At 36.7% G+C, this 22,397-nt stretch carries 21 protein-coding genes and 1 other annotated feature; of the genes, 8 read left to right on the plus strand and 13 right to left on the minus strand.

The genetic code is table 11. The annotated features are described in order from the left end of the window. Positions 1-103: 103 nt before the first annotated feature. Positions 104-1,708: an ABC-F family ATP-binding cassette domain-containing protein gene (locus BK585_RS13770; protein WP_078554042.1), complete on the plus strand. Its 1,605-nt coding sequence runs from the start codon at positions 104-106 to the stop codon at positions 1,706-1,708. Positions 1,709-1,754: 46 nt separating this feature from the next. Here BK585_RS13770 and BK585_RS13775 read toward each other — a convergent pair whose 3' ends face one another. Genes BK585_RS13775 through BK585_RS13785 form a run of 3 tightly spaced genes read right to left on the minus strand, consistent with a single transcriptional unit; the run spans position 1,755 to position 3,614 of the window. Then, complete coding sequence (locus tag BK585_RS13775) at positions 1,755-2,210, minus strand: hypothetical protein (protein ID WP_078554047.1); 456 nt, start codon at positions 2,208-2,210, stop codon at positions 1,755-1,757. 57 nt (positions 2,211-2,267) lie between these two features. Beyond that, on the minus strand, positions 2,268-3,074 hold the full coding sequence (locus tag BK585_RS13780) for a hypothetical protein (RefSeq protein ID WP_078554052.1): 807 nt from the start codon (positions 3,072-3,074) through the stop codon (positions 2,268-2,270). Positions 3,075-3,113: 39 nt separating this feature from the next. Continuing rightward, positions 3,114-3,614, minus strand: a complete 501-nt coding sequence (locus tag BK585_RS13785) for a MarR family winged helix-turn-helix transcriptional regulator (RefSeq protein WP_078554054.1) — start codon at positions 3,612-3,614, stop codon at positions 3,114-3,116. A 122-nt stretch (positions 3,615-3,736) separates the two neighbouring features. After that, positions 3,737-3,994, plus strand: a binding site (T-box leader). 62 nt (positions 3,995-4,056) lie between these two features. On the opposite strand from BK585_RS13785, the gene BK585_RS13790 reads away from it, so the two are divergent. After that, positions 4,057-5,718, plus strand: coding sequence for a 2-isopropylmalate synthase (locus tag BK585_RS13790; RefSeq protein WP_078554056.1), 1,662 nt, complete (start codon positions 4,057-4,059; stop codon positions 5,716-5,718). Between the two features lie 186 nt (positions 5,719-5,904). Here BK585_RS13790 and BK585_RS13795 read toward each other — a convergent pair whose 3' ends face one another. Beyond that, entirely contained in the window at positions 5,905-6,261 is a 357-nt protein-coding gene (locus BK585_RS13795; protein WP_078554058.1) for a cupredoxin domain-containing protein, read from the minus strand. Between the two features lie 149 nt (positions 6,262-6,410). Beyond that, positions 6,411-7,100, minus strand: coding sequence for a Crp/Fnr family transcriptional regulator (locus tag BK585_RS13800; protein WP_078554060.1), 690 nt, complete (start codon positions 7,098-7,100; stop codon positions 6,411-6,413). Positions 7,101-7,300: 200 nt separating this feature from the next. Here BK585_RS13800 and ric point away from each other — a divergent pair, with 200 nt between their 5' ends. Next, positions 7,301-8,008 carry an iron-sulfur cluster repair di-iron protein gene (gene ric / locus BK585_RS13805; RefSeq protein WP_078554062.1) on the plus strand — a complete coding sequence of 236 codons (708 nt, stop codon included), beginning with the start codon at positions 7,301-7,303 and terminating at the stop codon, positions 8,006-8,008. A gap of 77 nt (positions 8,009-8,085) precedes the next feature. Here ric and BK585_RS13810 read toward each other — a convergent pair whose 3' ends face one another. After that, positions 8,086-9,006, minus strand: coding sequence for a ketopantoate reductase family protein (locus BK585_RS13810; RefSeq protein WP_078554064.1), 921 nt, complete (start codon positions 9,004-9,006; stop codon positions 8,086-8,088). Positions 9,007-9,120: 114 nt separating this feature from the next. On the opposite strand from BK585_RS13810, the gene BK585_RS13815 reads away from it, so the two are divergent. After that, positions 9,121-10,356 (plus strand): DUF2515 family protein, encoded by a 1,236-nt coding sequence (locus BK585_RS13815; protein WP_078554066.1) that lies wholly within the window; start codon positions 9,121-9,123, stop codon positions 10,354-10,356. A gap of 195 nt (positions 10,357-10,551) precedes the next feature. Here the strand turns inward: BK585_RS13815 and BK585_RS13820 are convergent, their stop codons facing one another. The 3 genes from BK585_RS13820 to BK585_RS13830 all read right to left on the minus strand — a co-directional run bounded on the left by BK585_RS13820 (position 10,552) and on the right by BK585_RS13830 (position 14,050). Further along, complete coding sequence (locus BK585_RS13820; RefSeq protein WP_078554068.1) at positions 10,552-11,007, minus strand: hypothetical protein; 456 nt, start codon at positions 11,005-11,007, stop codon at positions 10,552-10,554. A gap of 4 nt (positions 11,008-11,011) precedes the next feature. Continuing rightward, the gene (locus BK585_RS13825; protein WP_078554070.1) at positions 11,012-11,812 is read right to left on the minus strand and encodes a hypothetical protein; all 801 of its coding nucleotides are present in this window, start codon (positions 11,810-11,812) and stop codon (positions 11,012-11,014) included. A 186-nt stretch (positions 11,813-11,998) separates the two neighbouring features. Continuing rightward, a complete protein-coding gene (locus BK585_RS13830; protein ID WP_078554072.1) occupies positions 11,999-14,050 on the minus strand; it encodes an AMP-binding protein in 2,052 nt (683 codons plus the stop codon). 136 nt (positions 14,051-14,186) lie between these two features. Between BK585_RS13830 and BK585_RS13835 the strand changes: the two genes are divergently transcribed. Then, on the plus strand, positions 14,187-14,753 hold the full coding sequence (locus tag BK585_RS13835; protein ID WP_078554074.1) for a YpiB family protein: 567 nt from the start codon (positions 14,187-14,189) through the stop codon (positions 14,751-14,753). Between the two features lie 79 nt (positions 14,754-14,832). Here BK585_RS13835 and BK585_RS13840 read toward each other — a convergent pair whose 3' ends face one another. Next, positions 14,833-15,279, minus strand: coding sequence for a hypothetical protein (locus tag BK585_RS13840; protein ID WP_078554076.1), 447 nt, complete (start codon positions 15,277-15,279; stop codon positions 14,833-14,835). A gap of 350 nt (positions 15,280-15,629) precedes the next feature. Between BK585_RS13840 and BK585_RS13845 the strand changes: the two genes are divergently transcribed. After that, positions 15,630-16,838, plus strand: coding sequence for an IS110 family RNA-guided transposase (locus tag BK585_RS13845; RefSeq protein WP_078552969.1), 1,209 nt, complete (start codon positions 15,630-15,632; stop codon positions 16,836-16,838). 376 nt (positions 16,839-17,214) lie between these two features. Here the strand turns inward: BK585_RS13845 and BK585_RS13850 are convergent, their stop codons facing one another. From BK585_RS13850 to BK585_RS13860, 3 genes are read right to left on the minus strand one after another with little or no spacing between them, the layout of a single operon-like run. Next, complete coding sequence (locus tag BK585_RS13850) at positions 17,215-17,610, minus strand: hypothetical protein (protein ID WP_078554078.1); 396 nt, start codon at positions 17,608-17,610, stop codon at positions 17,215-17,217. A 9-nt stretch (positions 17,611-17,619) separates the two neighbouring features. Next, the gene (locus BK585_RS13855; RefSeq protein WP_078554080.1) at positions 17,620-18,933 is read right to left on the minus strand and encodes an ABC transporter permease; all 1,314 of its coding nucleotides are present in this window, start codon (positions 18,931-18,933) and stop codon (positions 17,620-17,622) included. Beyond that, positions 18,923-19,624 (minus strand): ABC transporter ATP-binding protein, encoded by a 702-nt coding sequence (locus BK585_RS13860; RefSeq protein ID WP_078554082.1) that lies wholly within the window; start codon positions 19,622-19,624, stop codon positions 18,923-18,925. The genes BK585_RS13855 and BK585_RS13860 overlap by 11 nt, the downstream gene beginning before the upstream one ends. Positions 19,625-19,877: 253 nt before the next feature. On the opposite strand from BK585_RS13860, the gene BK585_RS13865 reads away from it, so the two are divergent. Both BK585_RS13865 and BK585_RS13870 read left to right on the plus strand, forming a co-directional pair. Then, the gene (locus BK585_RS13865; protein WP_078554084.1) at positions 19,878-20,639 is read left to right on the plus strand and encodes a MerR family transcriptional regulator; all 762 of its coding nucleotides are present in this window, start codon (positions 19,878-19,880) and stop codon (positions 20,637-20,639) included. Continuing rightward, complete coding sequence (locus BK585_RS13870; protein ID WP_170885589.1) at positions 20,632-22,374, plus strand: ABC transporter ATP-binding protein; 1,743 nt, start codon at positions 20,632-20,634, stop codon at positions 22,372-22,374. Before BK585_RS13865 ends, BK585_RS13870 begins: the two co-directional genes overlap by 8 nt. Positions 22,375-22,397 lie beyond the last annotated feature (23 nt).

Raw genomic sequence — 22,397 nt, forward strand, 5'->3', positions numbered from 1 at the left:
CTTTTTTTCTCTCGATATTCCGTACTTCAGATAGGAGATTTTTTCTTTTCATGTAAACGTGGTATAATCGCAGAGGATATTTACTATTTGGAGGAATTTATACATGTTATCAGTTAATAATGTTAGCTTACGGTATGGAGATCGTAAGTTGTTTGAAGATGTTACGATTAAGTTCACACCTGGAAACTGTTATGGTCTAATTGGCGCAAACGGGGCTGGAAAGTCGACGTTTATTAAGATTTTGTCCGGAGAAATTGAATCACAAACGGGCGAAGTCAACATGGCTAAAGGACAACGATTAGCGGTATTAAAGCAGAATCACTTTGAATATGAGGAACACGAAGTTCTTTCTGTTGTCATTATGGGGCATGCTCGTCTCTATGAAGTCATGAAAGAAAAAGATGCGATTTATATGAAAGATGACTTTACAGATGAAGACGGGATTAAAGCGGCTGAACTCGAAGGCGAATTTGCTGAATTGAATGGGTGGGAAGCTGAATCTGAAGCTGCAATCTTACTAAAAGGACTTGGGATTGGCGAAGACTTACACTATAAGAAAATGGCTGATTTAACAGGTGGAGAAAAAGTAAAAGTTTTACTTGCTCAAACGTTGTTTGGAAAACCAGACGTTTTGCTATTAGATGAGCCTACCAATCACCTTGATATTAAAGCCATTGAATGGCTTGAAGAGTTTTTAATTACGTTTGAAAATACGGTTATCGTTGTCTCCCATGACCGTCACTTTTTAAACAAAGTATGTACACACATTGCCGATTTAGATTTTGGAAAAATTCAAATCTATGTTGGAAACTATGATTTTTGGTATGAATCTAGCCAGTTAGCTGCAAGAATGGCTTCAGATGTCAATAAGAAAAAAGAAGAAAAGATTAAAGAGCTACAAGCCTTTATTGCTAGGTTTAGTGCAAACGCATCTAAATCCAAGCAAGCAACTTCTCGAAAAAAACTTCTTGATAAAATTGACCTTGAGGACATTAAACCTTCTTCACGTAGATACCCATTCGTTCAGTTTACACCAGAGCGTGAAATTGGGAATGATGTGTTAGTCGTTGAAGGATTAACAAAAACGATTGATGGTGAGAAAGTCCTTGATAATGTGAGTTTTCGCATGAATAAGGATGATAAAATCGCGTTAGTAGGTTCAGACGAAATCGCGAAAACAACATTATTTAAAATTCTTATGGGCGAAATGGAACCAGACAGTGGTTCTTTTAAATGGGGAGTAACTACTTCACAGGCGTATTTCCCAAAAGATAACTCTGCTTTTTTTGAGAAAAATGACATGGACCTTGTCAACTGGCTTCGTCAATATTCACCTGTGGACCAAAGTGAAAGTTTCTTGCGTGGTTTTTTAGGTCGTATGCTCTTTTCAGGTGAAGAAGTATTAAAGAAAGCAAGTGTTCTCTCTGGGGGAGAAAAAGTCCGCTGTATGCTTTCAAAAATGATGTTAAGCGGATCAAATATTCTTCTTTTAGATGAGCCAACGAACCATTTGGACTTAGAATCAATTACAGCACTTAATAACGGATTAATCGCCTTTAAAGGTGCACTCATCTTCACATCACATGACTATCAATTTAACAATACGATTGCTAACCGCATTATCGAAATTACGAAATCAGGGTTAATTGATAAACAAGCAACATATGAAGAGTATATGCAAAGTCAATTGAAACAAAAGAATGCTTAATAGCAAAAAAAACCAAGCGAGTTTATCCTCAGCTTGGTTTTTTTTGCTATTGTTTGCTTTCAATCAATGACTGAAATCCATACATTAATGTCGCTTTTGTTAAACAAAGGAGGAGCAATTGATACTCTTTCATCGTATGAAGTGTAACTAACCTTGCCTTTTGAAATACTTTAACTACACCAAAAGAAAATAGGCTATCGACAATTACGTTTAATGTCAGATATTTGAGAAAATGTCCATAAGTCGCTTTTAAAATCCATAATGAGCCAACAAAAAAGGGTCCACATATTAAAGGAAGCTCACCCATCATGTTCGGATGAAGCTTGTTGTAAAATTCCCACCATTTTTCCTTTTTGGCTAGAAAGCTCTCCCCCATGATAAAAAAAGCCATAAATAAAGCGCTTGGATAAAAACGTTTTAGATCCTGCTTTTTCATAAGTGGAATCGTTAGCCATGGAATTATCGCAACAGCAATTAAAATTAATTTAGAATTTTTTTTCATTACAACTCACCTCTCGTTATTAGTATGTATTTAAAACTAAATAATATAGCATACTCGTCATTCATTATTGACCAATTTTCTATAGCAACTAGCAAGTACTGCCATGATGAAGTGAAATGGTAGCTGAGTTAGTATAGATGACTTCAAAATTCTTGCCCTAATCAAAATGGCATCTAGTAGTATCCCTGTTGTTACACTGATTATTTTTTGATATCGCGTATTTACGATACATAACCAAGTTATAAAAAGAGATTGTACAATAGAGTAAATCGGTGCGATTTTTAAATGACTCTTCCAAGTTCCAAAACCAAATTTTATTTTCCCAACATAGGCCAATATAAACAATAAGTTAACGTTCGTTACAACATTTAAATAATACATAGAAATATATTGAACCACTTTGTTGTTTCCCTTAAGTTGTTCATACCATTTATCACTTATATAAAAGAATAACGGTAATAACAAAAACGTATAGGAAGTCCTCCACCACTGATGTCTATAGATTCCTAATTTGAGAAACAGTGTCTCGATTACCGCAAAATACACGCTCCAACCCCATTTTGCTTTCCATCCTAAATGAAATCCTGTTAAAAGGATACTAGTAAAAGGGACATAGACGGCTTGAGACAGTATGGCTCCAAGTATATTATCGAATTGTTTATTCTTTAATACATTAGGCTTATATATATAACCTTGGAATAAATTTACAACGATATATTCAAAGTGGTAACACAAGCCAATGTTAGACATGAGTAACAAAAATAATTGTTTTTTATTTCTTTTTTTATAGAACGTGATTATAACGACAATTGTATGTACAATTGTTAAGACAATATAAGGGTATTTATTAAACCTCTTCGACAAAACTCATCCCTTCATTTCTATTTCTTAATTTGTTTCCACTTAAAGTACTTCTTCATAGTCCATTCCTTCCATAACTGCTTGGAGTACAACTTTTTTAAATTGTTCACCCTTGTGGGCATCTAATATCTTTTGACCTAAATGTATAAATTGCAATAATTCTTCATCTGATAAATGGCTAACTATCAACGGAAACTCTGGCATCACATTCACCTGCTTGGAAATTTCATGTAACAATGCAACTCCAGTTTCTGTTAGAATGACCTCTTTACATTTGGGACGTTTTTTATCTTTTTGTACGGTGACATATCCTTTATCAACTAATGGTTTTACTAGTCTTGTCACTGTGGAAAGATGCCAACACCCAAGTTCACTTAGTTGGGAAGGCGAAAGAACTTTGTTATTGGTAGATAACAAAAATAAGATGTGCTGTTGTGCCGGCGACACATCAAAATGTTTTGCCAACTGTGCCCACTGTTCTTCCATGCAAAAATATAAAGCTCGTACCATCAGTAATAACATTTGCTTCGTCATTAAATTCATCTTTTCCCTCCACACTTGTATCTACAACTAACAGTAGTATTTGGAGTTAATCTACTTTCATACGATTTTTTTAAAAATGCCCTTGATAAGACCATGTAAATATGGTAAGTTTAGAGAAATATTTACATACGTTGCAGAGGACTAGTAAGATGTTTGAAGCGCTCAGAGAACTGTTGGTTGGTGCGAAACAGTCGTGAACAATATCTGAACTCACCTTGAAGTAGCTCACTGAAATGTTAAAAGTAGGTGGAGACGGTTCCTACCCGTTACCGTAGGAGGATATGGGTTTTGTTCTAATAACCTAGTCTGCCTGAGCGCATGCCTTTTTAGGTGTGAATTGGAGTGGTACCGCGTAAGATAACAAGTCTTTCGTCTCTAACTAGAGATGAAGGGCTTTTTTAGGTTAATCTACAAGAGGAAAACGAAAGGTTGGTTATGGGAAATGAAAAACGTAAATAAATATGCTAGAGGCTATTTTATGCCTCCCGTCACAAGCTTAAAATGGACAGAAAAAGAATATATTACCGAAGCCCCAACATGGTGTAGCGTTGACCTTCGCGATGGGAATCAAGCGTTAGTGATTCCAATGAACTTAGAAGAAAAACTTGAATATTTTCAAATGTTAGTCAAGATTGGCTTTAAAGAAATTGAGGTTGGTTTTCCAGCCGCATCTGAAACAGAATACATGTTTTTACGAACGTTAATTGAAAACAATTTAATACCAGATGATGTGACGATTCAAGTGTTAACTCAATCAAGAGATCACATCATTAAAAAAACGTTTGAATCCTTAAAAGGAGCTAAAAACGCTGTCGTTCATTTATATAATTCAACTTCACTTGCCCAGCGTGAACAAGTGTTCAGAAAATCAAAAGAACAAATTGCTGACATTGCGGTCACTGGAGCAAAATTATTAAAAAAATATGCGGCTGAAACAGAAGGGAACTTTCAATTCCAATACTCTCCTGAAAGTTTTACAGGAACGGAAATTGAATTCGCATTAGATGTCTGTAATCAAGTTCTTGATGAGTGGCAACCAACGGCAGATAATAAGGTCATTATTAACCTCCCTGCTACCGTTTCAATGTCTATGCCACACGTGTATGCGAGTCAAATTGAATACATGAGTGAGAACATGAAATACAGAAACAATGTCATTCTTTCCATTCATCCACACAACGACAGAGGTACAGGTGTTGCAGATGCTGAACTTAGCTTGTTAGCTGGCGGACAACGTATTGAGGGAACATTGTTTGGAAACGGTGAACGAACAGGTAATGTGGATATCGTCACCCTAGCTTTAAACCTTTACTCTCACGGAGTTGACCCGGGCCTTAATTTTGAAAATATATTAGAAATTATTGAAGTGTATGAGCGCCTTACACGAATGAAAGTACCTGAAAGACAGCCTTATAGTGGAAAACTTGTCTTTGCCGCATTTTCTGGTTCTCATCAGGACGCCATTGCCAAAGGAATGAAATGGCATGACGAACAGCAAAGCGAAGCATGGTCCGTCCCATATTTGTTAATTGACCCTAAAGATATTGGACGTGAGTATGAGGGTGATGTGATTCGTATAAATAGTCAATCTGGTAAAGGTGGCATTGGTTATGTGCTTGAACAGCATTACGGTCTTGATCTTCCACCTAAAATGCGCGAAGGTTTTGGCTATGCGGTTAAAGATGTATCCGATAAGTTCCAAAAAGAACTTATGCCAAATGAAATTTATGACATTTTTAACGAACAGTTCGTCAATCTAACATCTCCGATTGAATTCGTAAGCTATAGCTTCACCCAGCATGATAATTTTGAAACAAAGGTTACTGTTTCTATTGATGGAAACGTCGAAGAGCTTATCGGTACAGGGAACGGAAGACTAGATGCCATTAACAACGCAATAAAAGAAAAGCTTGGCCTAGAATACAATGATTTGTTTTATAAAGAACACGCACTTGAAACAGGTTCAAAAGCACGCGCTGTCTCTTATGTTTCCATCACTGACCCTAATGGCACTGTCTCATGGGGCTGTGGAATTGATGTAGACATTATGACCTCATCGGTAAAAGCATTGTTTAGCGCTGTAAATAAATTAATCAAAGACTAAGAAAAACAGTGCGAAGCCGCTACCTACTTTTAAAGTCAAGCAAAAATGGGGTTCTTTTATTTGACGCGTAGCGAGCGAAGCCAGTGCTCTTCAATGATTGACCCCAGTAATTTTTATATTTTTAAAAAAGCAATTGGTTTCTGGCCAATTGCTTTTTCTTATACAGAGATATTTTCTCGACTACTTTTATACTACAATTAATGTTGCAATCATCTCGTCATGACCACCACCACAAGGAATTGAACAATAAATCTCATACTCACCAGGTTCCAAGGTAACTGTTGATTTACCATCTCCATTAATCTTCACATTCGTTCCTCTTATTTCAATTCCATGGTAACCATCTACGTTTTTTAATTCAATGGTCACACTTCCAGCAGTAACGGTATATTCCTCTTCGTTAAAATCCCAGTTCGAAGCTTCTATCACAATGAGATTATCGCTATTCTCATCATTTATTGCCTCGTTACCACTCCCCCCGCAAGCTGCTAGTAATCCTACTAGGAACACAAGAAAACTATAATACACTACCTTTTTTTTCATGTTCTTTTCTCCTCTCAGCGAATCTGAAATTTGTATTCATCCTTAGCCTAACAGAAGCTAGAACGATAGAGAGTGACTCGAATCACTCATTTTATGAATAGTTAACAAACAAAAAGCGCTCAGACTATTCTAAGCACTTCAAGGAATGATTAGAGGATTTCCTCCTTTAATTTACTAGAATTAATGAGTAAACAACCCGCTTCATTGATATCAAGTAGACCTTTTTTTCGAAGACGATTAATTGTTCGGTTCATTGTTTCTCTAGATGTTCCAATCATGTTCGCAAGTTCTCGGTTTGTAAAATGTGTCGTGATTTTATGGATATCTCCTATTTGTATACCGTTTGATTTACATAATCGAAGCAACAACATTATTATTTGCTCATACGTATCACGTAGTATCTTTTCTTCTAACCGGTTTTGAAGGTCAACAATTTTCTCTCCTAATACTCTAAATAATTTGATACAAAGCTCTGGTTTTTTCACGAGTATTTCTTCAAATAGTCCAATCGGAACTACAATTAGTTCGGTTTGTTCCAATATTTCAGCATGTGCTGGGAAACTACCCTTTCGAAAAAAACCAGCATGTGGGAACATTTCGCCTGCTTGTAAAACTGAAACAATTTGTTCTTTTCCAGATTCATCAATTTTGTGGATCTTCACCTTGCCTTTATGGATAAAAAATACACGGTCCAACGGGTCTCCTTGCATAAATACAAATGACTTAGCACGGAACGTTCGGAATTGTGAAATGTCTACAATTGGTTGTATTTCCTCTTCTGAAAGCTCTTTGAATAGTGATACACCAAGTAAATGCTTTTTAATAACATCTAACTTCATATTCTCTTGCCTCCTTTACCTTTTGTTCGGATAACCTTATTGTATCAATCACACGAAATAAAACTGTGATGTAGCTCACAATTCTATATAGCTTATGACTAACTTAACGACTCTCTTGTGATGCAGGTCACTTCATCAACTCTCATTGCTTGTTATCCTAGATGTAGAAAGAAAATATCAAACATGTGGAGGTTAATCGTATGGAGCATACATTTACAGAAACGTCGATTATCGGTGAGATTGTGACTAAATTCCCAAAAGCAAGCGACCTTTTCAAATCATACAGAATTGATTTTTGTTGTAGTGGAAATAGACCATTAATAGAAGCTATCGAAGAAAATCAACTTTCAGCTGAAGAGGTATTATCTAACCTTAATAATCTATATAAAGAGACAAGCGCACTTCAAGAATCAAGTATCCAATGGGAAGAGGCCTCTTACCAAGAACTGATTGATTACATTATCAATAAACATCATCAGTATCTATCGGAGGAGTTGCCGCAACTGAGTCCTTACGTCACAAAGGTGTTTCGAGTCCATGGGTCATCACAACCTCACTTAGGAGTGATTCATAAACTGTTTAATGAACTTAGAGTTGAATTAGAACAACACCTTATTAAAGAGGAAACAGAAGATTTCCCACTCATATTAGACATCGAGAAAAACCCAACAGAAGAAAAATATGCAAAGCTCCAAGAAGTAATTAATAACTTAGAAAATGAACATAGCCATGCAGGTGATATTCTTAAAACTCTAAGAGAGATAACGGATGATTATACACCACCAGAAGGAGCATGCGGCACGTACCGGCTCGTATATTCCCGCCTTGAAGCCCTTGAATCTGATATGTTTGAACATATTCACCTAGAAAACAATGTATTGTTTCCACGGGCTGCAGCAAGCATGTAAGAGACTATGTGAACGTATAAAATTACTAGAGGGTGTGACAAAAGGTAAAAAACAACTTTTGTCACACCCTTTATCACCTATTTATTTAAGTTATGTTCATATACTTGTAAATGCTTATAAACGATTCGTAGGAGTGGAGCTTGAATGCCATATTGATCCGCGAGAGATACTAAATACCCCTGCAAATGGTCTCCTTCTATCTCCCCACCCTTCTCGATATCGCGGAGCATTGACGATTTCATTGTGTCATCCTGTTTATTCATAACAACCATGTACTTATCAATCATTCCTTCTGCTATCGGCGCGCCTACACGAAGCATAATTTCCTCGACTTCCGTAAATAACTCTCGAATGAGTCGCTTTCCATAATCATCATGTTGTATCGGTCCAATGGAAGAACGCATTAACGTTGTAATTCCAGATAACACTGTAATGAACATATACTTGTGCCACATATCCTGCATGATGTTCTTACTTAAACGAAAGGTCGTAGACTTCATTTTAAATAATTCTGCTATCTGTTCAGCACGCTTTGTTCGTTCTCCGTTTCTTTCACCGAATACCATATCATGAACTTGACTCGTTTGAATGATGTTTCCTTCTTGGTCCAATGTCGTTTCAATAAAACAAAGACCCCCCATCACCTTTTCTTCCCCGTATCGGTCCACTATTATTTGTAAGTGCTTAATGCCATTTAACAAAGGAATAATTACTGTATTTTTTCCTACAAACGGCTCGATATCATCCAACGCTTGAGCAAGGTGATACGCTTTATTCGTTAATATAATGATATCAAATGGTGCGTGAGTCATTCCGGACCTAATAGTTGTTACGTGCTTTTTTATATTGCCATGAATGCTATTAATCACTAACCCATTTTTCTGCAAATGAAGCATCCGTTTTTCACGAACCAAAAATGTTACATCGACGCCCTTTTCAAGTAATCGACCACCAAAGTATCCACCGACTCCACCTGCACCTAGTATTAGAACTTTCATGCGGTCCACCTCACTTTGTTTTTCCCTATTTTAACAGTTTTTTGATGATACGTAATGAAATATGTTCTAGCCCTCCTCTTCTTCTGCATATAGAAAAAGAGGGGGGTGACCATATTGATTCAAACAGTGTCTTCTTTTCTTGATAAAGTTAGTCATAAAGCATCGTACTACCCTAAACATCTCCTTTATTCGTCGCAGCACTCATTAGAAAAGAAACAATATGAGAATGAACTAACGTATAACTGGAAAAGACTTATTATCGACAAACAAATTCTTCATGAACTGCAGGAAAAACTGACTAAACAAAAAAAGTTGTATATTCCATCATCTTTAATGAGCTCTGATTTATCATTAATTGATACGATTAAAAGAAAAAGGAAAGAAGCGAATCGTAATAATATCACTAGAACTCAAGCATACCTTGACTTTTATAAGCGAAATCCAGAAGTACATTGGTCTTTGCTAGCTCATCTTGTCTCTCGAAATGGTGGATGGAATATGACCGACCTAAAAGGAAGCCTTCTATCCCCATTTTTTTCAGAAGAACGAACATCGGATTTCTTTTTATTCTTGGAAAAAGCAAATTCTAATATTTTCTATGATGCCTATCCCCAACTTCTTTTATATGAAGAAAGCAAAAAAAAGGGGATTAGTTTTTTTCACTTACTTCCCTACTTCGATGTCTCTCGGTTTATGAGACCTTTTTGGGACCACTTTTTAGAACATAAAAATTCTAAGTTGATTACAATTGCTTTAATTATTAATGAGCAACATTATATTGAAAATAGAATCGTTCAACATCCATATTTTAAAAAGAACGTCGTCAATACATTATTGTTTAAGGCCCAAGATGTCTTTCAGTTCACTCACGTCTTTTTCCCATACGACTTTGATAATAAAGTCAAACTAGCTGGACTTTCTGTACAGGATTTTACGAACATCTCAGAAAGAATCGACATTGGTAAGCGACTTTATACGCTTTTATTTGGAGTAGACACCCTTTTTAACGACATCACTTCTTATGTTGAGCGGCAAAAACATACTGGTTCAAGGTCTGATTTTTGGCCAACGGTATTCTCAACAACCCCAATTGAGGATCACTATAAAAGCATGCCTCATTTTTTGAGCAAACGACGAAAACCGTTTATTTATAGTCCCCATTTGCAGGATGCATGGAAAGATGTCCAACATACATCTCCATCGGATAAAGATTGGTACCAAAATGGAGCAAACCCATTTTCCTACTTCTCGACCGTTGATGTACCACAGGAGTTTGAAATCACAAAAACATACTGCTTACAACTCCATCAACTAACAACAGTAACCGACATCCAACAACTGATAAGATAAAAAAGACTGCTAGCGGTCTTTTTAGAAGCACTGTGCGGAGCCGCTACATCTTTTAAAAAATCACACAAAAGTGGGGTTCTTTTGTGTGACGAGTAGCGCGCGAAGCCAGTGCTCTCCTTCGCATAACCCCCAAATTTTTTAAATACATAACACCAAAAGCATCCTAGGAGGTCCGTTTACTCCTAGGATGCTTTTTTATTTATCAATAACGGCTACACCTAAAGCAAATTGTTTCCACAGCACATTCTCTACGCTTTTCATTTGTTTTTCGGAACAGGTCACCATGACAAAAACTTCTGTCGTTTTCTTTTTTTGCTTGGCTCTTTTCTTTTTTTTCGAAACGACCAAATCGATCCCAAGCCCTAAGAAAGAACCAATACCCAATCCAATTAGTCCGCACCAAATTGGTCCCCATGCTAAATCAAAACCATAAACAGTTCCAATCAACATTCCCATCCCACCTAAGACGAATGCGATGTCAAGTAGACTTTTACCATCAGAATGGTGGATCGTGTCAAATAGGGTTTCTGACCTACCACTTTTATCAAGCGGGACGACAAATATATTTTCTTTGTTTATCCCCAAATCTTCTATCTCTTTTAATGCTAGTTCCAATGAAGTAGAATATTCAAATGAAGCAATGACATACATATTTTCACCTCAAAGCCTTTGGCATTTTAAAGCGGGAAGATTGATAGTTACTTTTAAGATAGCGAGACTGTTCTATTTCAAATAGTTGATTAAGGTCTGAGGCTTCAGCATAAGCATGATAACTAGCAAATGCATAAACAGAAGGTAAAAATAAAAACCACTGTATATTTAACACCTCTTTTGCTTGTTCAAAATTACCAAGGATACTAAAGTGTATACTAGCACCAAAATTAGAATTGAATGCAATAATAGCGACCCATACAAAAGCAAAAAGAGCAGAGGTTAAGTTGTGTAGATATACGTGCCCCAATCCTGGAATGAGCCATGACCAAATATAAGCTAACCACGGTTTCCTTTTATCTAAATAATTGATAGCCATTGGTGAAATATAAAAAGAACGAATCGGAGCATCCTCTTTATATGCTAATAGAAACTGTTTATTACCTTGAACCGCCAGTCGGTAGCTGTCCCATATCGCAAATATATAAAATCCAACATAACCTAAATACCAATTTTCAACTAGAACGGCCCTAGCTTCATCAATTTGTCCGTGGAAAGAATAATAGATAGCAGTATTGATAAAAGCTGCATTGTTTAATAATACTTCGCTACTCATCATCACAAAACCAATCCAAATATGCCCCAAATAGTAATGACCAAAGCCTGGTAACATCACAGACCACATCATGACTATATACGGATTACAAAATTGGAGCTTATTTTGCGTCACCGCATTCATACTTAATAAAAATCTTCTATTGACCTTACCATTAGTTGTTGATTCATCATTTGTCGGAAAAGACAAAGTTTATCACACCCTAAAAATTGTAAATTAAACTTTTCTTATCTTTACCAATAACTATATTTAAATACCTTAATTACTAAAGGAATTAAGAAAAATTGCAAATGTTCATATCACAAGCTACTCACGTAGAAAGGGTGGAGCAAAAGGAAATTCAACCTTTTACCCCACCCTCGTCAAAAGTGTAGACTATAATTCTCTTGCCATTCTTTCTAATGACACATAATCCGTTTTCCCGCTTCCTAACAACGGAATTTCTTCAACGTAATGTAGGTCACTAGGTAAAAAGATAGCTGAGTGTTTTTTCTCTTTCACAAATCGTTTAATTTCCTTTAAGTCAGCTTCTTTTATACTCGTAAATAAAATAATCTTTTCCCCTTTTCGCTTATCAGGGATACTTACCGCGGCGAATCCAATATCATCATACGTATCCATCGCAATTTGCTCAACTGCTTGAAGAGAAATCATTTCTCCCCCAATTTTAGCAAATCGTTTTAGTCGGGCTGTAATCGTAACAAAGCCTTCCTCATCAATTTCAACCACATCACCTGTGTTATACCAGCCATCCTGTGGAACAAACCCTTGACCATGAATCAAATACCCTTTCATGATGTTCGGACCTTTCACTAGCAAACTTCCTCCATTTACAATTCCTTCGACTTTCTCCAACTTATATTCCATACCAGGGATAATCTTACCGACCGATTTCGCCTTTGTATATAAAGGAGTATTCAAGGAGATAAGTGGTGAGGCTTCTGTCGCCCCATATCCTTCAAGAATACGAATTCCAAACTTATTATTAAACATCTCTTTTGTATCTTCCTTAACACTTTCAGCACCAGCAATTGCATATCGTAGCGTATGCAAATCGAAAGGATGAGCATTCTTTCCGTATCCATTTAAAAATGTCGGTGTACTTAACAATATCGTGACATCTTCTTGATAGATAATTTCAGGAATTTGTTTATATTGTATTGGTGACGGGTGGATGACCAACGCGATTCCTGACAACAACGGCAGGAACGTCCCTATTGTCAATCCAAAGCTATGAAACATTGGTAAAGGATTAAGCATTTTATCTTTAGGGTTTAAATCCATAACAGACATCGCTTGTTGGATATTTGCATAGATTTGACTATGGGTTAAAATAACACCTTTAGGTTTATTTTCACTACCCGATGTAAATAAAATCACTTCATTGTCAGTAACTGCAGCTCTTTGTGAACTTGCATAGTTTTTCAAACCTACGACTTTATCTTTAGGTGTAATTTGAGCTCTGACATCTTCTAAATAGATAATCTCATAACCATTGTCTGTTAACGTTTCAACGATATGGTGTAGTTCTCCTTTTTCAATAAATAAACGAGAAGTTAAGATTTTCTTTATGCTCGCTGTTTCACAACAATCAAGCAATGTTCTTGGCCCCATTGTAAAATTTAAGACAGCAGGGGTTATCCCGATTTTGAACAGTGAAAATAACGTAACTGCTTGTCCAATGGAAGATGGCAAAAACACACCGACCTTTGGTTCAGTAAGTATCCCTTGGAGCTTTCCGCTTAATACTTGAACGGTAAGTATCAACTTTTTATACGACAATTCGTTTGTTGGATCTTTAATCATGATTCGTTGATTATCGTACATTTTAGATGCTTCAAGCAATTCATTGAATAAATTGACTTCATTTTTAATAAAACGGTCGACATATAGCGATGTCAGTTTCCGATAAATAATTGAAGCGGCCAAGTTTCTATTCGCTTCCCCTTGACCTGTTCGTAACGTAAAAGGTTCGCCAATCGTAACTTCAGGTTGAGCTTCGAGCACACTTAAATTAATGAGCGAGCCATTACTTGTAATTGGCTTAATGTTGACGGGGATAATGGTCGCTTTTGTTTGCAGAGCGACCCACGCGATTTCTTCATAAATTTTTAGGATACGACCGAGACGAGATAATCGGAGTTCTGGGAAAAGAAGAATCGGTTCCCCTTTTTCAATAATTGAGATTATTTTTCTAAGATGTTCTGGTGTGGCGCCTTCAAATACCGTGACTTTTCTACCTACAACGTTCTTGTCGTTGCCTTTGTATTCTGATCCATCCAATAAGATAAAATGAACATTTTTGGGCAAAGCATTATGTAAGTGAGTGATATCCTGTTTCGTGACGTGATTGGACATATAAATCAAATGATTTGTTTCAACCGACGGACTATGCTGCCTTTTGGGCTTTTTAAACAGATTTAACAATTGACTTCCTCCTGACAAACATTGTTGTAGTACTATAATAAATGATTACTATTTCATTATAACTCAAAGGATTTGAATTGAAAAAGAGACAGTTCATGTTAAAATGGTGGAAAGGTATTTCAGGGTGGGAGAGCATATGAAAAAATGGGTATCAGCAGTGGAAAAACGGAATTTTATAAAATGGTTTTTAGATAACCATCGGCTTAAACGAAATGAAGCACGGATGTTACTTGAGTTTATTTTGAAAAATCATCATATTTTAGAAAACATACGGTTTACCGAACAAATTAAACCAAATGAAAAAACAATAGTCATTTCTAGTTTAAACTCTGATGAGCCTGGTTTTGAATTTTATTATAACAAACGAAAAACAGATGATGTATCGACAGCTTTGGGAGAATTAATGGCTAACCCCTCAGCCAAAGTGAATATGATTGTTTACTTTTATGGTAAGTCTATGAATCATCGTTATTTACAACTTATTGAAATTCCAGCGCTCGATAATATTAAAAGACATGAAAAGCACCAAAAATATTCTAAGGAAGTTGACCTTGTCATCGAAAAAGCGATGCTAGAAAAAGAGAGACAAACACTTCGTCATCGTATTGATTTGGCCTTAGATGAATTGAACGAATCGTTATTTAAAAAGCTAGTTGTCGAATTAAAAGAATTAGAGAAAAAAATCGAAAGTATAGCAGAGTGAGTTGACCGGTGGCAGAGGAATTGAATCTGTCCACCGGACTTATCTTCTTTTGCTTTCCACCTTAGGTTTCCCTCCGTTGTTAATGGCTTAGCGCCGCTTCAATTGCCGCAATTTCTGTATCGGAAAACCGCGTAGACACTAGTTGCATTGCCAATGCAGCTTGCTCACTTAACGCTCCCTCTTCTGTTAGGCGTTTGTACATATCTATTTCTTCTTCTGTCAAACGACTTAGCCCAAAGGCAATGGCCTCCTCTGCACTAGCAAAATGGATATCTTCATCAGATGGAGCAGTCGTGATCGTTTGTTCAGTTACTGTCGCCGAAACAGGGATGGCTTCCGGGAAATCTCCATTGTGTTCATTCCATACCAATTCATTCTTTTGACTATATTCAATATCACGATGTAATCCATGGTCTTTTGAAAATTGAGGTTTCAATTCGTAGTTCTCTTGAAACACATATGCTCCCGTCACTATCGTACCTACTATCGCTACAATAAACACTCCTATGAGCAGAAAATCTTTCACTAACTTCAACTCCTTTCTATATATCTTTTTAGTCCTATTTTTGCCACAATTACTAGTATGTATACTAGCTAGTTTCCGCAAATAGATAGAATTGCTTACAAAAAACATACTAAGATTAGTAGTACAGACCCCGGCCAGGGTTTGTGCTACTATTTTATTTATAGTAGAAGTGAAGTAAGGTCGATCACCCTCTAGGACCTTGATTGAGTCCGTATTTTAAACCGACCGACTTCACACCCTTATTTGAATCAGTTTAGTATGTTGGGTCCATAAGAGATCGAGTAAAAGAAAGTGGAATCGATAAGGCAATGTGAAGGCTTCTATGTTTGGCAAGAGAAGGAGAAATGAACATGAAACATGTACTGGCATTCGATGTTAGTATGGGGAAAAGTACAATGGTTATCTATAACCACTATAAGCAGTGTGAGTTTGAAGGCGAAATTACGCATAATAAATCGTCCTTTAAAGCCTTACATGAAAAGATTTGTGAAATTACCAAACTGGATGGTCAAGCACCTGAGATTGTTTTTGAAGCATCAGGAGTTTACTCAAGACCATTAGAATACTTTTTTCAAACAGAAGGCTACACCTACCATAGAGTTAGCCCATTAGAAGCGAATCTACAAACGGCTTCGATGCGCCGTCATAAGACCGATAAAAGTGATGCTCATGAGCTCGCTAAATCCCATTTCCGATTAGAACGTTCAACGACTTACCAGGAAGACAACTATTATAAACAGATGCGTGCACTAACACGGTATTATGGTGAATTAGATAGTGAAATTATTAATCTATATAGCCGTATGCATGCTATTTTACAGCTAAGTTTCCCTGAACTTGAGCGTCTTCTATCTAAACGTTCTGCACTCTTTTTAAATATCGTTCAACTTTATCCACATCCAGACGAAGTATTAGCCTGTTCAAAAACCGTAATTAGAAACCGTATAAAAGGCAATACAAAAAAGAATCTATCCCATGCACGTGCCGAAGCAAAGGGCCTAGAACTACTTAACGCAGCGAAAGATTCATATCCAGCAATTTCGAAAGAGGATGTAAGATGTGAACAAGTACGTGATTATGCCAAACGTATTACTGATTTAAAAGAGAAAAAAGAACAGCTAATAAAACAGATGGGTGAGCTTTCCAAAGAACGTTTTGAGTATAAGGTTTTACTTTCATTTCCAGGGATTGGTGAAGTGACAGCTGTAAGGCTAATAGGTGAAATTGGGGATTTAAAACGCTTTAGAAACAATAAACAATTAAATGCATATGTTGGGATTGATATTATGCGTTATCAATCTGGCAATACATTTTATAAAGATAAAATTAATAAACGAGGAAACAACAAGCTACGAAAAATCTTGTACTTTATGGTTCAAACAATGATTAGACTTCGTAAGAAGACTAACAATCATATCGTAGAGTACTACGACAAATTAAAAACGCAACCTCAAGGAAAGCCCCACAAAGTTGCGTCGATTGCGTGTGTGAATAAGTTTTTGAAAGTGGCATTTCATCTAATCACACACAACATCACCTATAATTACGAAGCAGCGTAAACCTATTCGTAACAGTTACTTATACTATACCATATCTGACCTTGCGAAAAAAACTAAATCGTCAGGTCTTTTTGGCATGACCAGAATTATTTTGAGTGGGAGGGGTACCCCTCCCACTCAAAATAATTAGGTGAAACATAAATAAAAGTTATAAAAAACACTTGACTGGAGGTAAGAAAAGAGGGTGAGACAAAAGGTTGTATTTTACCTTTTGTCTCACCCTTTAAGCAATGCGCGAAACCGCCACTATCTTTTAAAGCAAGTTATGTGTGGTTTTTCTCACAACTTGCTGAAGTGAGTTGGTTTCTCACAACGGGATTTGTGGCGAGTGAAGCCATTGAGACGTTCTAGCTAGTAATATCCCAGACCCTTAAGCTTAACTCGAATGTCTCTTCACTTGAATACTAGAATGGTCGGGAGTAATTCTTTTCCCATTGCTCACTAGAAAATCTCCGTTTGTTCTCTCAATTTCAGCGTATTGAACAACTTTCCCATCATGGACAAAAACTAGAATATTGATATCATCACGATAACTGATATTCGTCTTGTCTTTATAGTCAGAACCTATTCTTTTTTTCATATAGTCTTCTGAAGTATAAGGAGCAAAGATAAAAGCTTCGTCCCAGGAAAAGTCAGTTATTTGGGAAAGGATGATTTCTTCCGTTTCTTTGTCTGCTATTTTTTCATTGACTTGTTGTTGAAGAGTTTTATTTTCAATGACCCCACACCCACTAAAAATTAAAAGCGCTAAGACTATTGAAAGTTTTTTCATATCACACCTCTACAATTCCCGGCGGAGGGCAGATAAGACATTAATATTTGTGGCTTTAATGGCAGGTCTCATCCCTGAAACGATAGCAACTCCTATACTAATAGTTGCTGAGATAAGAACAAGACTTATAGGAATATGAGTAAATGTAAAATCAATCGGACCGCTTCCGTCGAGCGTTGACTCTAAAATGAGTGGAAGGACTAGATTTGCAAGATAACTAATTCCATAAGATGCAATAATCCCAATGCTCGTACCGATGATTCCAATATATGCACTCTCAAACAAAAACATCTTGCGAATTACCGTAGGATCTGCACCAATTGCTTTCATAATTCCGATTTCTTGAGTTCGCTCTGTAACAGCCATTGTCATCGTATTGAAAATACCGATAGATGCGATCACTATTGCAACCGTACCAACAAAGATTAGACCAATTTTAAAGGCAGTAAAAAACATATTCACACTTTTAAGTTCATCGGTAATTGAATACACATAATAATTTTGTTCTTTAAGTGTTTCTGATACACCCTCTACATTTTCTAACGCATCGACATATACGTAGACCTGCGAATAATGGACATCATCAGTTGGGTAATGTTCTTGAGCAAGACTAATTAGTTCTTCTGTAGAAACATCGCTCACATAAATATTTAAATCCTCTTGCCATTCACGCGTTGGCTTTTTCCAAACTCCAACAACGGTGTATTCTTTTGAAGTCACTTCTTCCTTTTCTCCATCCTCACTATATTGAATGATTTGTAAATTTATCTTTTCACCAAGTAGACTTTCTGTAAATCCAACTGGCCTTTGATTTGCTTCAGGGTTTTCATAATGCTGTTGTAATAGTTCACGTTCTTTTTCCGTCAATAGATATTGGGCTACATGATATCCGACGACAACTTCATTTTCATTAGTGGCTATGGTACCCTCGTCTAATTGTAGGTTTCCTTTAAGCTCTTCTTCCATATTCGTTGTCATCACCCATACTTCACCAGATCGGTCATTCAATGCCGCTTCAAAATGTCCTGTAATATGTGTTCGTGTGACCACTGCATTTACATGGTCTATTTCTTTCATTTCATTTATGTCTTTCTCAGTGATTCCTTCTTCCGCAGCTGTGCTCTTGCCATGAACTGTCACCTCAGTTATGACTTGATTGTCCATAATCTCTTCAACAATACTTTTTTGGATTCCAAACCCAACCGACGCTAATACAATTAAAAAGGCACAAGCCATCGTTGTAGCTAGAATCGTCATAGTAACACGTAAACGATTCTTTTTCATGTTCCTACGAACAAACTTTACTTGGTCTTTAAATTTCAACGAGGACACGCCCTTCCTTAATAACTCCCTGCTCTAATTCATACTGCCTATCAGATATTGAAGCGACTTCTTTATCGTGGGTAATGATAAAAAATGTAATATCTCTTTCAATGTTTAGCTCTTGAATTAAACTAAGTACATCTTCCTCGGTTTCTACATCTAAACTTCCTGTCGGCTCATCGGCAAGAATAATAGACGGATTAAGAACAAGGGCTCTAGCAATACTTACCCGTTGCTGTTGCCCACCTGACAATTCATTTGGAAAATGGTCAGCGTGTTTATCAAGACCGACTCGCTCTAACATTTGAATGATTCTTTCTCTGCGTTCATTTTCATCTATGCCCTTAAGGGTTAAAGGTAACTCGATATTTTCATAGGTTGTTAAACTCTGGATGAGTTGAAAGCTTTGAAAGATAAATCCAAAATGATCAAGTCGAAATTTGGCCCACTGTTTTTCTGTGAAATTAGTGACATCTGTATCATGTATGAGAATTCTTCCATTTGTTGGTTTAATATATCCTGATATTAAATTTAGTAAGGTCGATTTCCCTGAACCACTTCTTCCCAATACAGAAACAATTTCTCCTTTTTTTATTGATAATGATATATCTTTTAAAACAGGTATTTCTTTTTCTTGTCCCTTTTTTCCAATTATAAAAGAATGAGATAATCCTTCGACTCTAATTGTCATGTTACGTCTCTCCTATCGTATCGTATGTGTTGTGTGTACTATCTAAAATAATACACTTAATACAAACTCATCTTATTCCTGTCTCTCCTATTTGTCAATTCTTTTTTGGGAAAATAAGAAAAAAGCCATAGAAACTTATAATCCAAGTATCTGGTAGTTACATGGTTTGAAAAATTTTTGTTAAAAAGTTCTTGCACCTGACGTAACGTCAAGGTGTATTCTGAGTTTAGTAGGAAAAAGGAGAGTGAATAAAATGTCAGAAAGATATACCGTTGGCACTTTTGCTAAAATGACTGGGGTGACAGAAAGAACGTTACGGTTTTATGATCGAAAAGGGATTTTAGTTCCCTCTGCTCGCAATGAACAAGGACATCGCTTATATACAAAAGATAATTTGCACCAACTACAAAAAATTGTAACGTTAAAATATGTGAACTACTCCCTGGATGAAATATCTGAGTTCCTTCACGGTGACACAAGAGACTTCAGAGAAACGTTGATGATGCAAAAACAAATGCTTGAACAAAAACGAGATGAGATTGAAATGATTATTGGAACCATTGATAGAGTCGAAAAAATTGTGGAAGACGAAGAATTAGATAGTGAGGTTCTCTTGGGGCTAATTCATTCCATTCAATATGAGAAGGCACAAAAAGAGTGGTTTGCTACACAAGTATCACCATCGATTGTGAAGAAAGTATTCCTTGAAGATGTAAGCACAGAAGACCGTATTATTTTTGAGAAAAGAATCATGTCCTTTATCCAAGATATAACCATTTGTTACGAACAAGGACTCCCACCTACTGACCCAAAAGTACAAACTAAAATCAAAGGATTACAGGATATGTTTGAATCTCTTATTGCTCCCGAGGATATGGTTGAACTTGAAAAGATAGACCTTGATAGCACACCAATGTTTTATCCGTTATTGCCTTCACATATCGAAGACTATCTTCAAGAGGCTTCTAAACTACTAACTAATACCTTAAAAAAGGATGGGAAAGACAATGGATAATATAGAAAAATCACTCTTTTCGAACCGCTGGAATTCATTTTGGACACTTATCATCCAATATCGACCTTCTCGATGGATTATAGGTGTCGCTATCTTATTAGGCTTAGGCGAAACGCTTTTAGCATTGCTTGTTCCATTATTGACGATGAACTTAGTTGATGTTTTATCTACGGCAAGCATTAATTATCAATTAATCGCTATACTCGTTATCGTTTTTCTTGGGCAAGCCCTGATGTCTGGCTTTTCGTATTACATGATGGCTTATGTAGGTCAGCATATCATTGCAGGCTTACGCAACCATCTCTGGAATCACTTAGTCCGACTTCCCATTCCTTATTTTGACCAGGAGTCTTCAGGAGAGATGATGAGCAGGGTCACACATGATACAAACGTCATTAAAGATTTTATTACAGCAAATGTCATTCCTTTCTTCTCTGGCATTATCTCTATCATCGGTGCACTGTTGTTTTTGTTATGGATCGACTGGAAAATGACTGCACTTATGCTTTTATCTGTGCCACTCGCTGTTGTTGTATTGCTTCCACTCGGGTCAAAGATGTTTGCTATTTCAAAAGCAATGCAAGATGAAACGGCAAAATTTCAAGGAGACTTAGGGAGAGTTCTTGGCGACATTCGACTCGTAAAAGCATCGAATGCAGAGGAAATTGAATCGACTAAGGGCGGAAAACGAATTTCAGAACTGTTTACGTATGGGCTTAAAGAATCAAAAATTCAAGCCATTGTTTCTCCGTTAATGATGACCATTATGCTCCTTGTTTTAGTTATCCTTATTGGTTACGGAGGGTTTCGAGTTTCAACAGGAACGTTATCTGCGGGTGGACTTGTAGCCATCATTTTATACATGTTCCAAATCATTGTTCCATTTACGACGATGGCATCATTTTTTACACAATTTCAAAAAGCAATGGGAGCTACATCTAGAATTCAGGAAATTTTCAAACAGGAACAAGAGAATCATCAACTAGCAAATGAAGTATCCAAACGAGACAGTCTTCGCTTTGAAAATGTTAGCTTTAGCTATCAGCCCGATAAAAAAGTTCTCAAAGACATTAGTTTCACGAGCAAGCCAGGGGAAGTCATAGGCTTAGTCGGCCAAAGCGGTTCTGGAAAAACAACGATATTCTCTTTATTAGAGCGATTTTATGAACCAACGGCTGGAGCGATATATGTAGGAAACCAAAATCTTTCTAGTATTGACCTTAAAAGTTGGCGAAACAACATCGCTTATGTCTCCCAAGAAAGTCCCATGATGGCTGGGACCATTCGTGCAAATGTAACGTATGGCCTTGGAAACATCACAGATGAACAAATCAAAAATGCAATGACACAGGCTAGTCTCGATTCGTTTATTTCCTCACTGCCATTACAATATGACACTGAAGTAGGCGAACGTGGCATAAAACTATCAGGTGGTCAAAGACAACGACTAGCTATAGCGCGAGCGATTTTGCGTGACCCTGATATATTATTACTTGATGAAGCGACTGCTCATCTTGATAGTGCCTCAGAACTAGACGTACAAACCGCATTACAGCGCTTGATGAAAGGAAGAACAACACTTGTCATTGCTCACCGGCTCTCAACTGTCCGTCATGCAAATAAACTCCTCGTCATTGAAAACGGGGAAATAACAGGTCAGGGTACTCACGATGAATTGTATGTTACACATTCCTTTTACAGAAAGCTCTTTGAACAACAGTTTACTAATAGATAGTTGCTATTTCTAAATAAAAACGG

This window comes from Bacillus alkalicellulosilyticus, assembly GCF_002019795.1.
Taxonomy (GTDB): Bacteria; Bacillota; Bacilli; order Bacillales; family Bacillaceae_F; genus Bacillus_AO; species Bacillus_AO alkalicellulosilyticum.

Bases quoted from the DNA above. Each gene is read 5' to 3' on its own strand.
- BK585_RS13835 (WP_078554074.1), top strand. From the start codon at position 14,187: ATGAAAAAATGGGTATCAGCAGTGGAAAAACGGAATTTTATAAAATGG.
- BK585_RS13820 (WP_078554068.1), bottom strand. From the start codon at position 11,007: ATGTATGTCATTGCTTCATTTGAATATTCTACTTCATTGGAACTAGCA.
- BK585_RS13865 (WP_078554084.1), top strand. From the start codon at position 19,878: ATGTCAGAAAGATATACCGTTGGCACTTTTGCTAAAATGACTGGGGTG.
- BK585_RS13795 (WP_078554058.1), bottom strand. From the start codon at position 6,261: ATGAAAAAAAAGGTAGTGTATTATAGTTTTCTTGTGTTCCTAGTAGGA.
- BK585_RS13870 (WP_170885589.1), top strand. From the start codon at position 20,632: ATGGATAATATAGAAAAATCACTCTTTTCGAACCGCTGGAATTCATTT.
- BK585_RS13860 (WP_078554082.1), bottom strand. From the start codon at position 19,624: ATGACAATTAGAGTCGAAGGATTATCTCATTCTTTTATAATTGGAAAA.
- BK585_RS13790 (WP_078554056.1), top strand. From the start codon at position 4,057: ATGAAAAACGTAAATAAATATGCTAGAGGCTATTTTATGCCTCCCGTC.
- BK585_RS13775 (WP_078554047.1), bottom strand. From the start codon at position 2,210: ATGAAAAAAAATTCTAAATTAATTTTAATTGCTGTTGCGATAATTCCA.
- BK585_RS13810 (WP_078554064.1), bottom strand. From the start codon at position 9,006: ATGAAAGTTCTAATACTAGGTGCAGGTGGAGTCGGTGGATACTTTGGT.
- BK585_RS13845 (WP_078552969.1), top strand. From the start codon at position 15,630: ATGAAACATGTACTGGCATTCGATGTTAGTATGGGGAAAAGTACAATG.
- BK585_RS13850 (WP_078554078.1), bottom strand. From the start codon at position 17,610: ATGAAAAAACTTTCAATAGTCTTAGCGCTTTTAATTTTTAGTGGGTGT.
- ric (WP_078554062.1), top strand. From the start codon at position 7,301: ATGGAGCATACATTTACAGAAACGTCGATTATCGGTGAGATTGTGACT.
- BK585_RS13785 (WP_078554054.1), bottom strand. From the start codon at position 3,614: ATGAATTTAATGACGAAGCAAATGTTATTACTGATGGTACGAGCTTTA.
- BK585_RS13800 (WP_078554060.1), bottom strand. From the start codon at position 7,100: ATGAAGTTAGATGTTATTAAAAAGCATTTACTTGGTGTATCACTATTC.
- BK585_RS13770 (WP_078554042.1), top strand. From the start codon at position 104: ATGTTATCAGTTAATAATGTTAGCTTACGGTATGGAGATCGTAAGTTG.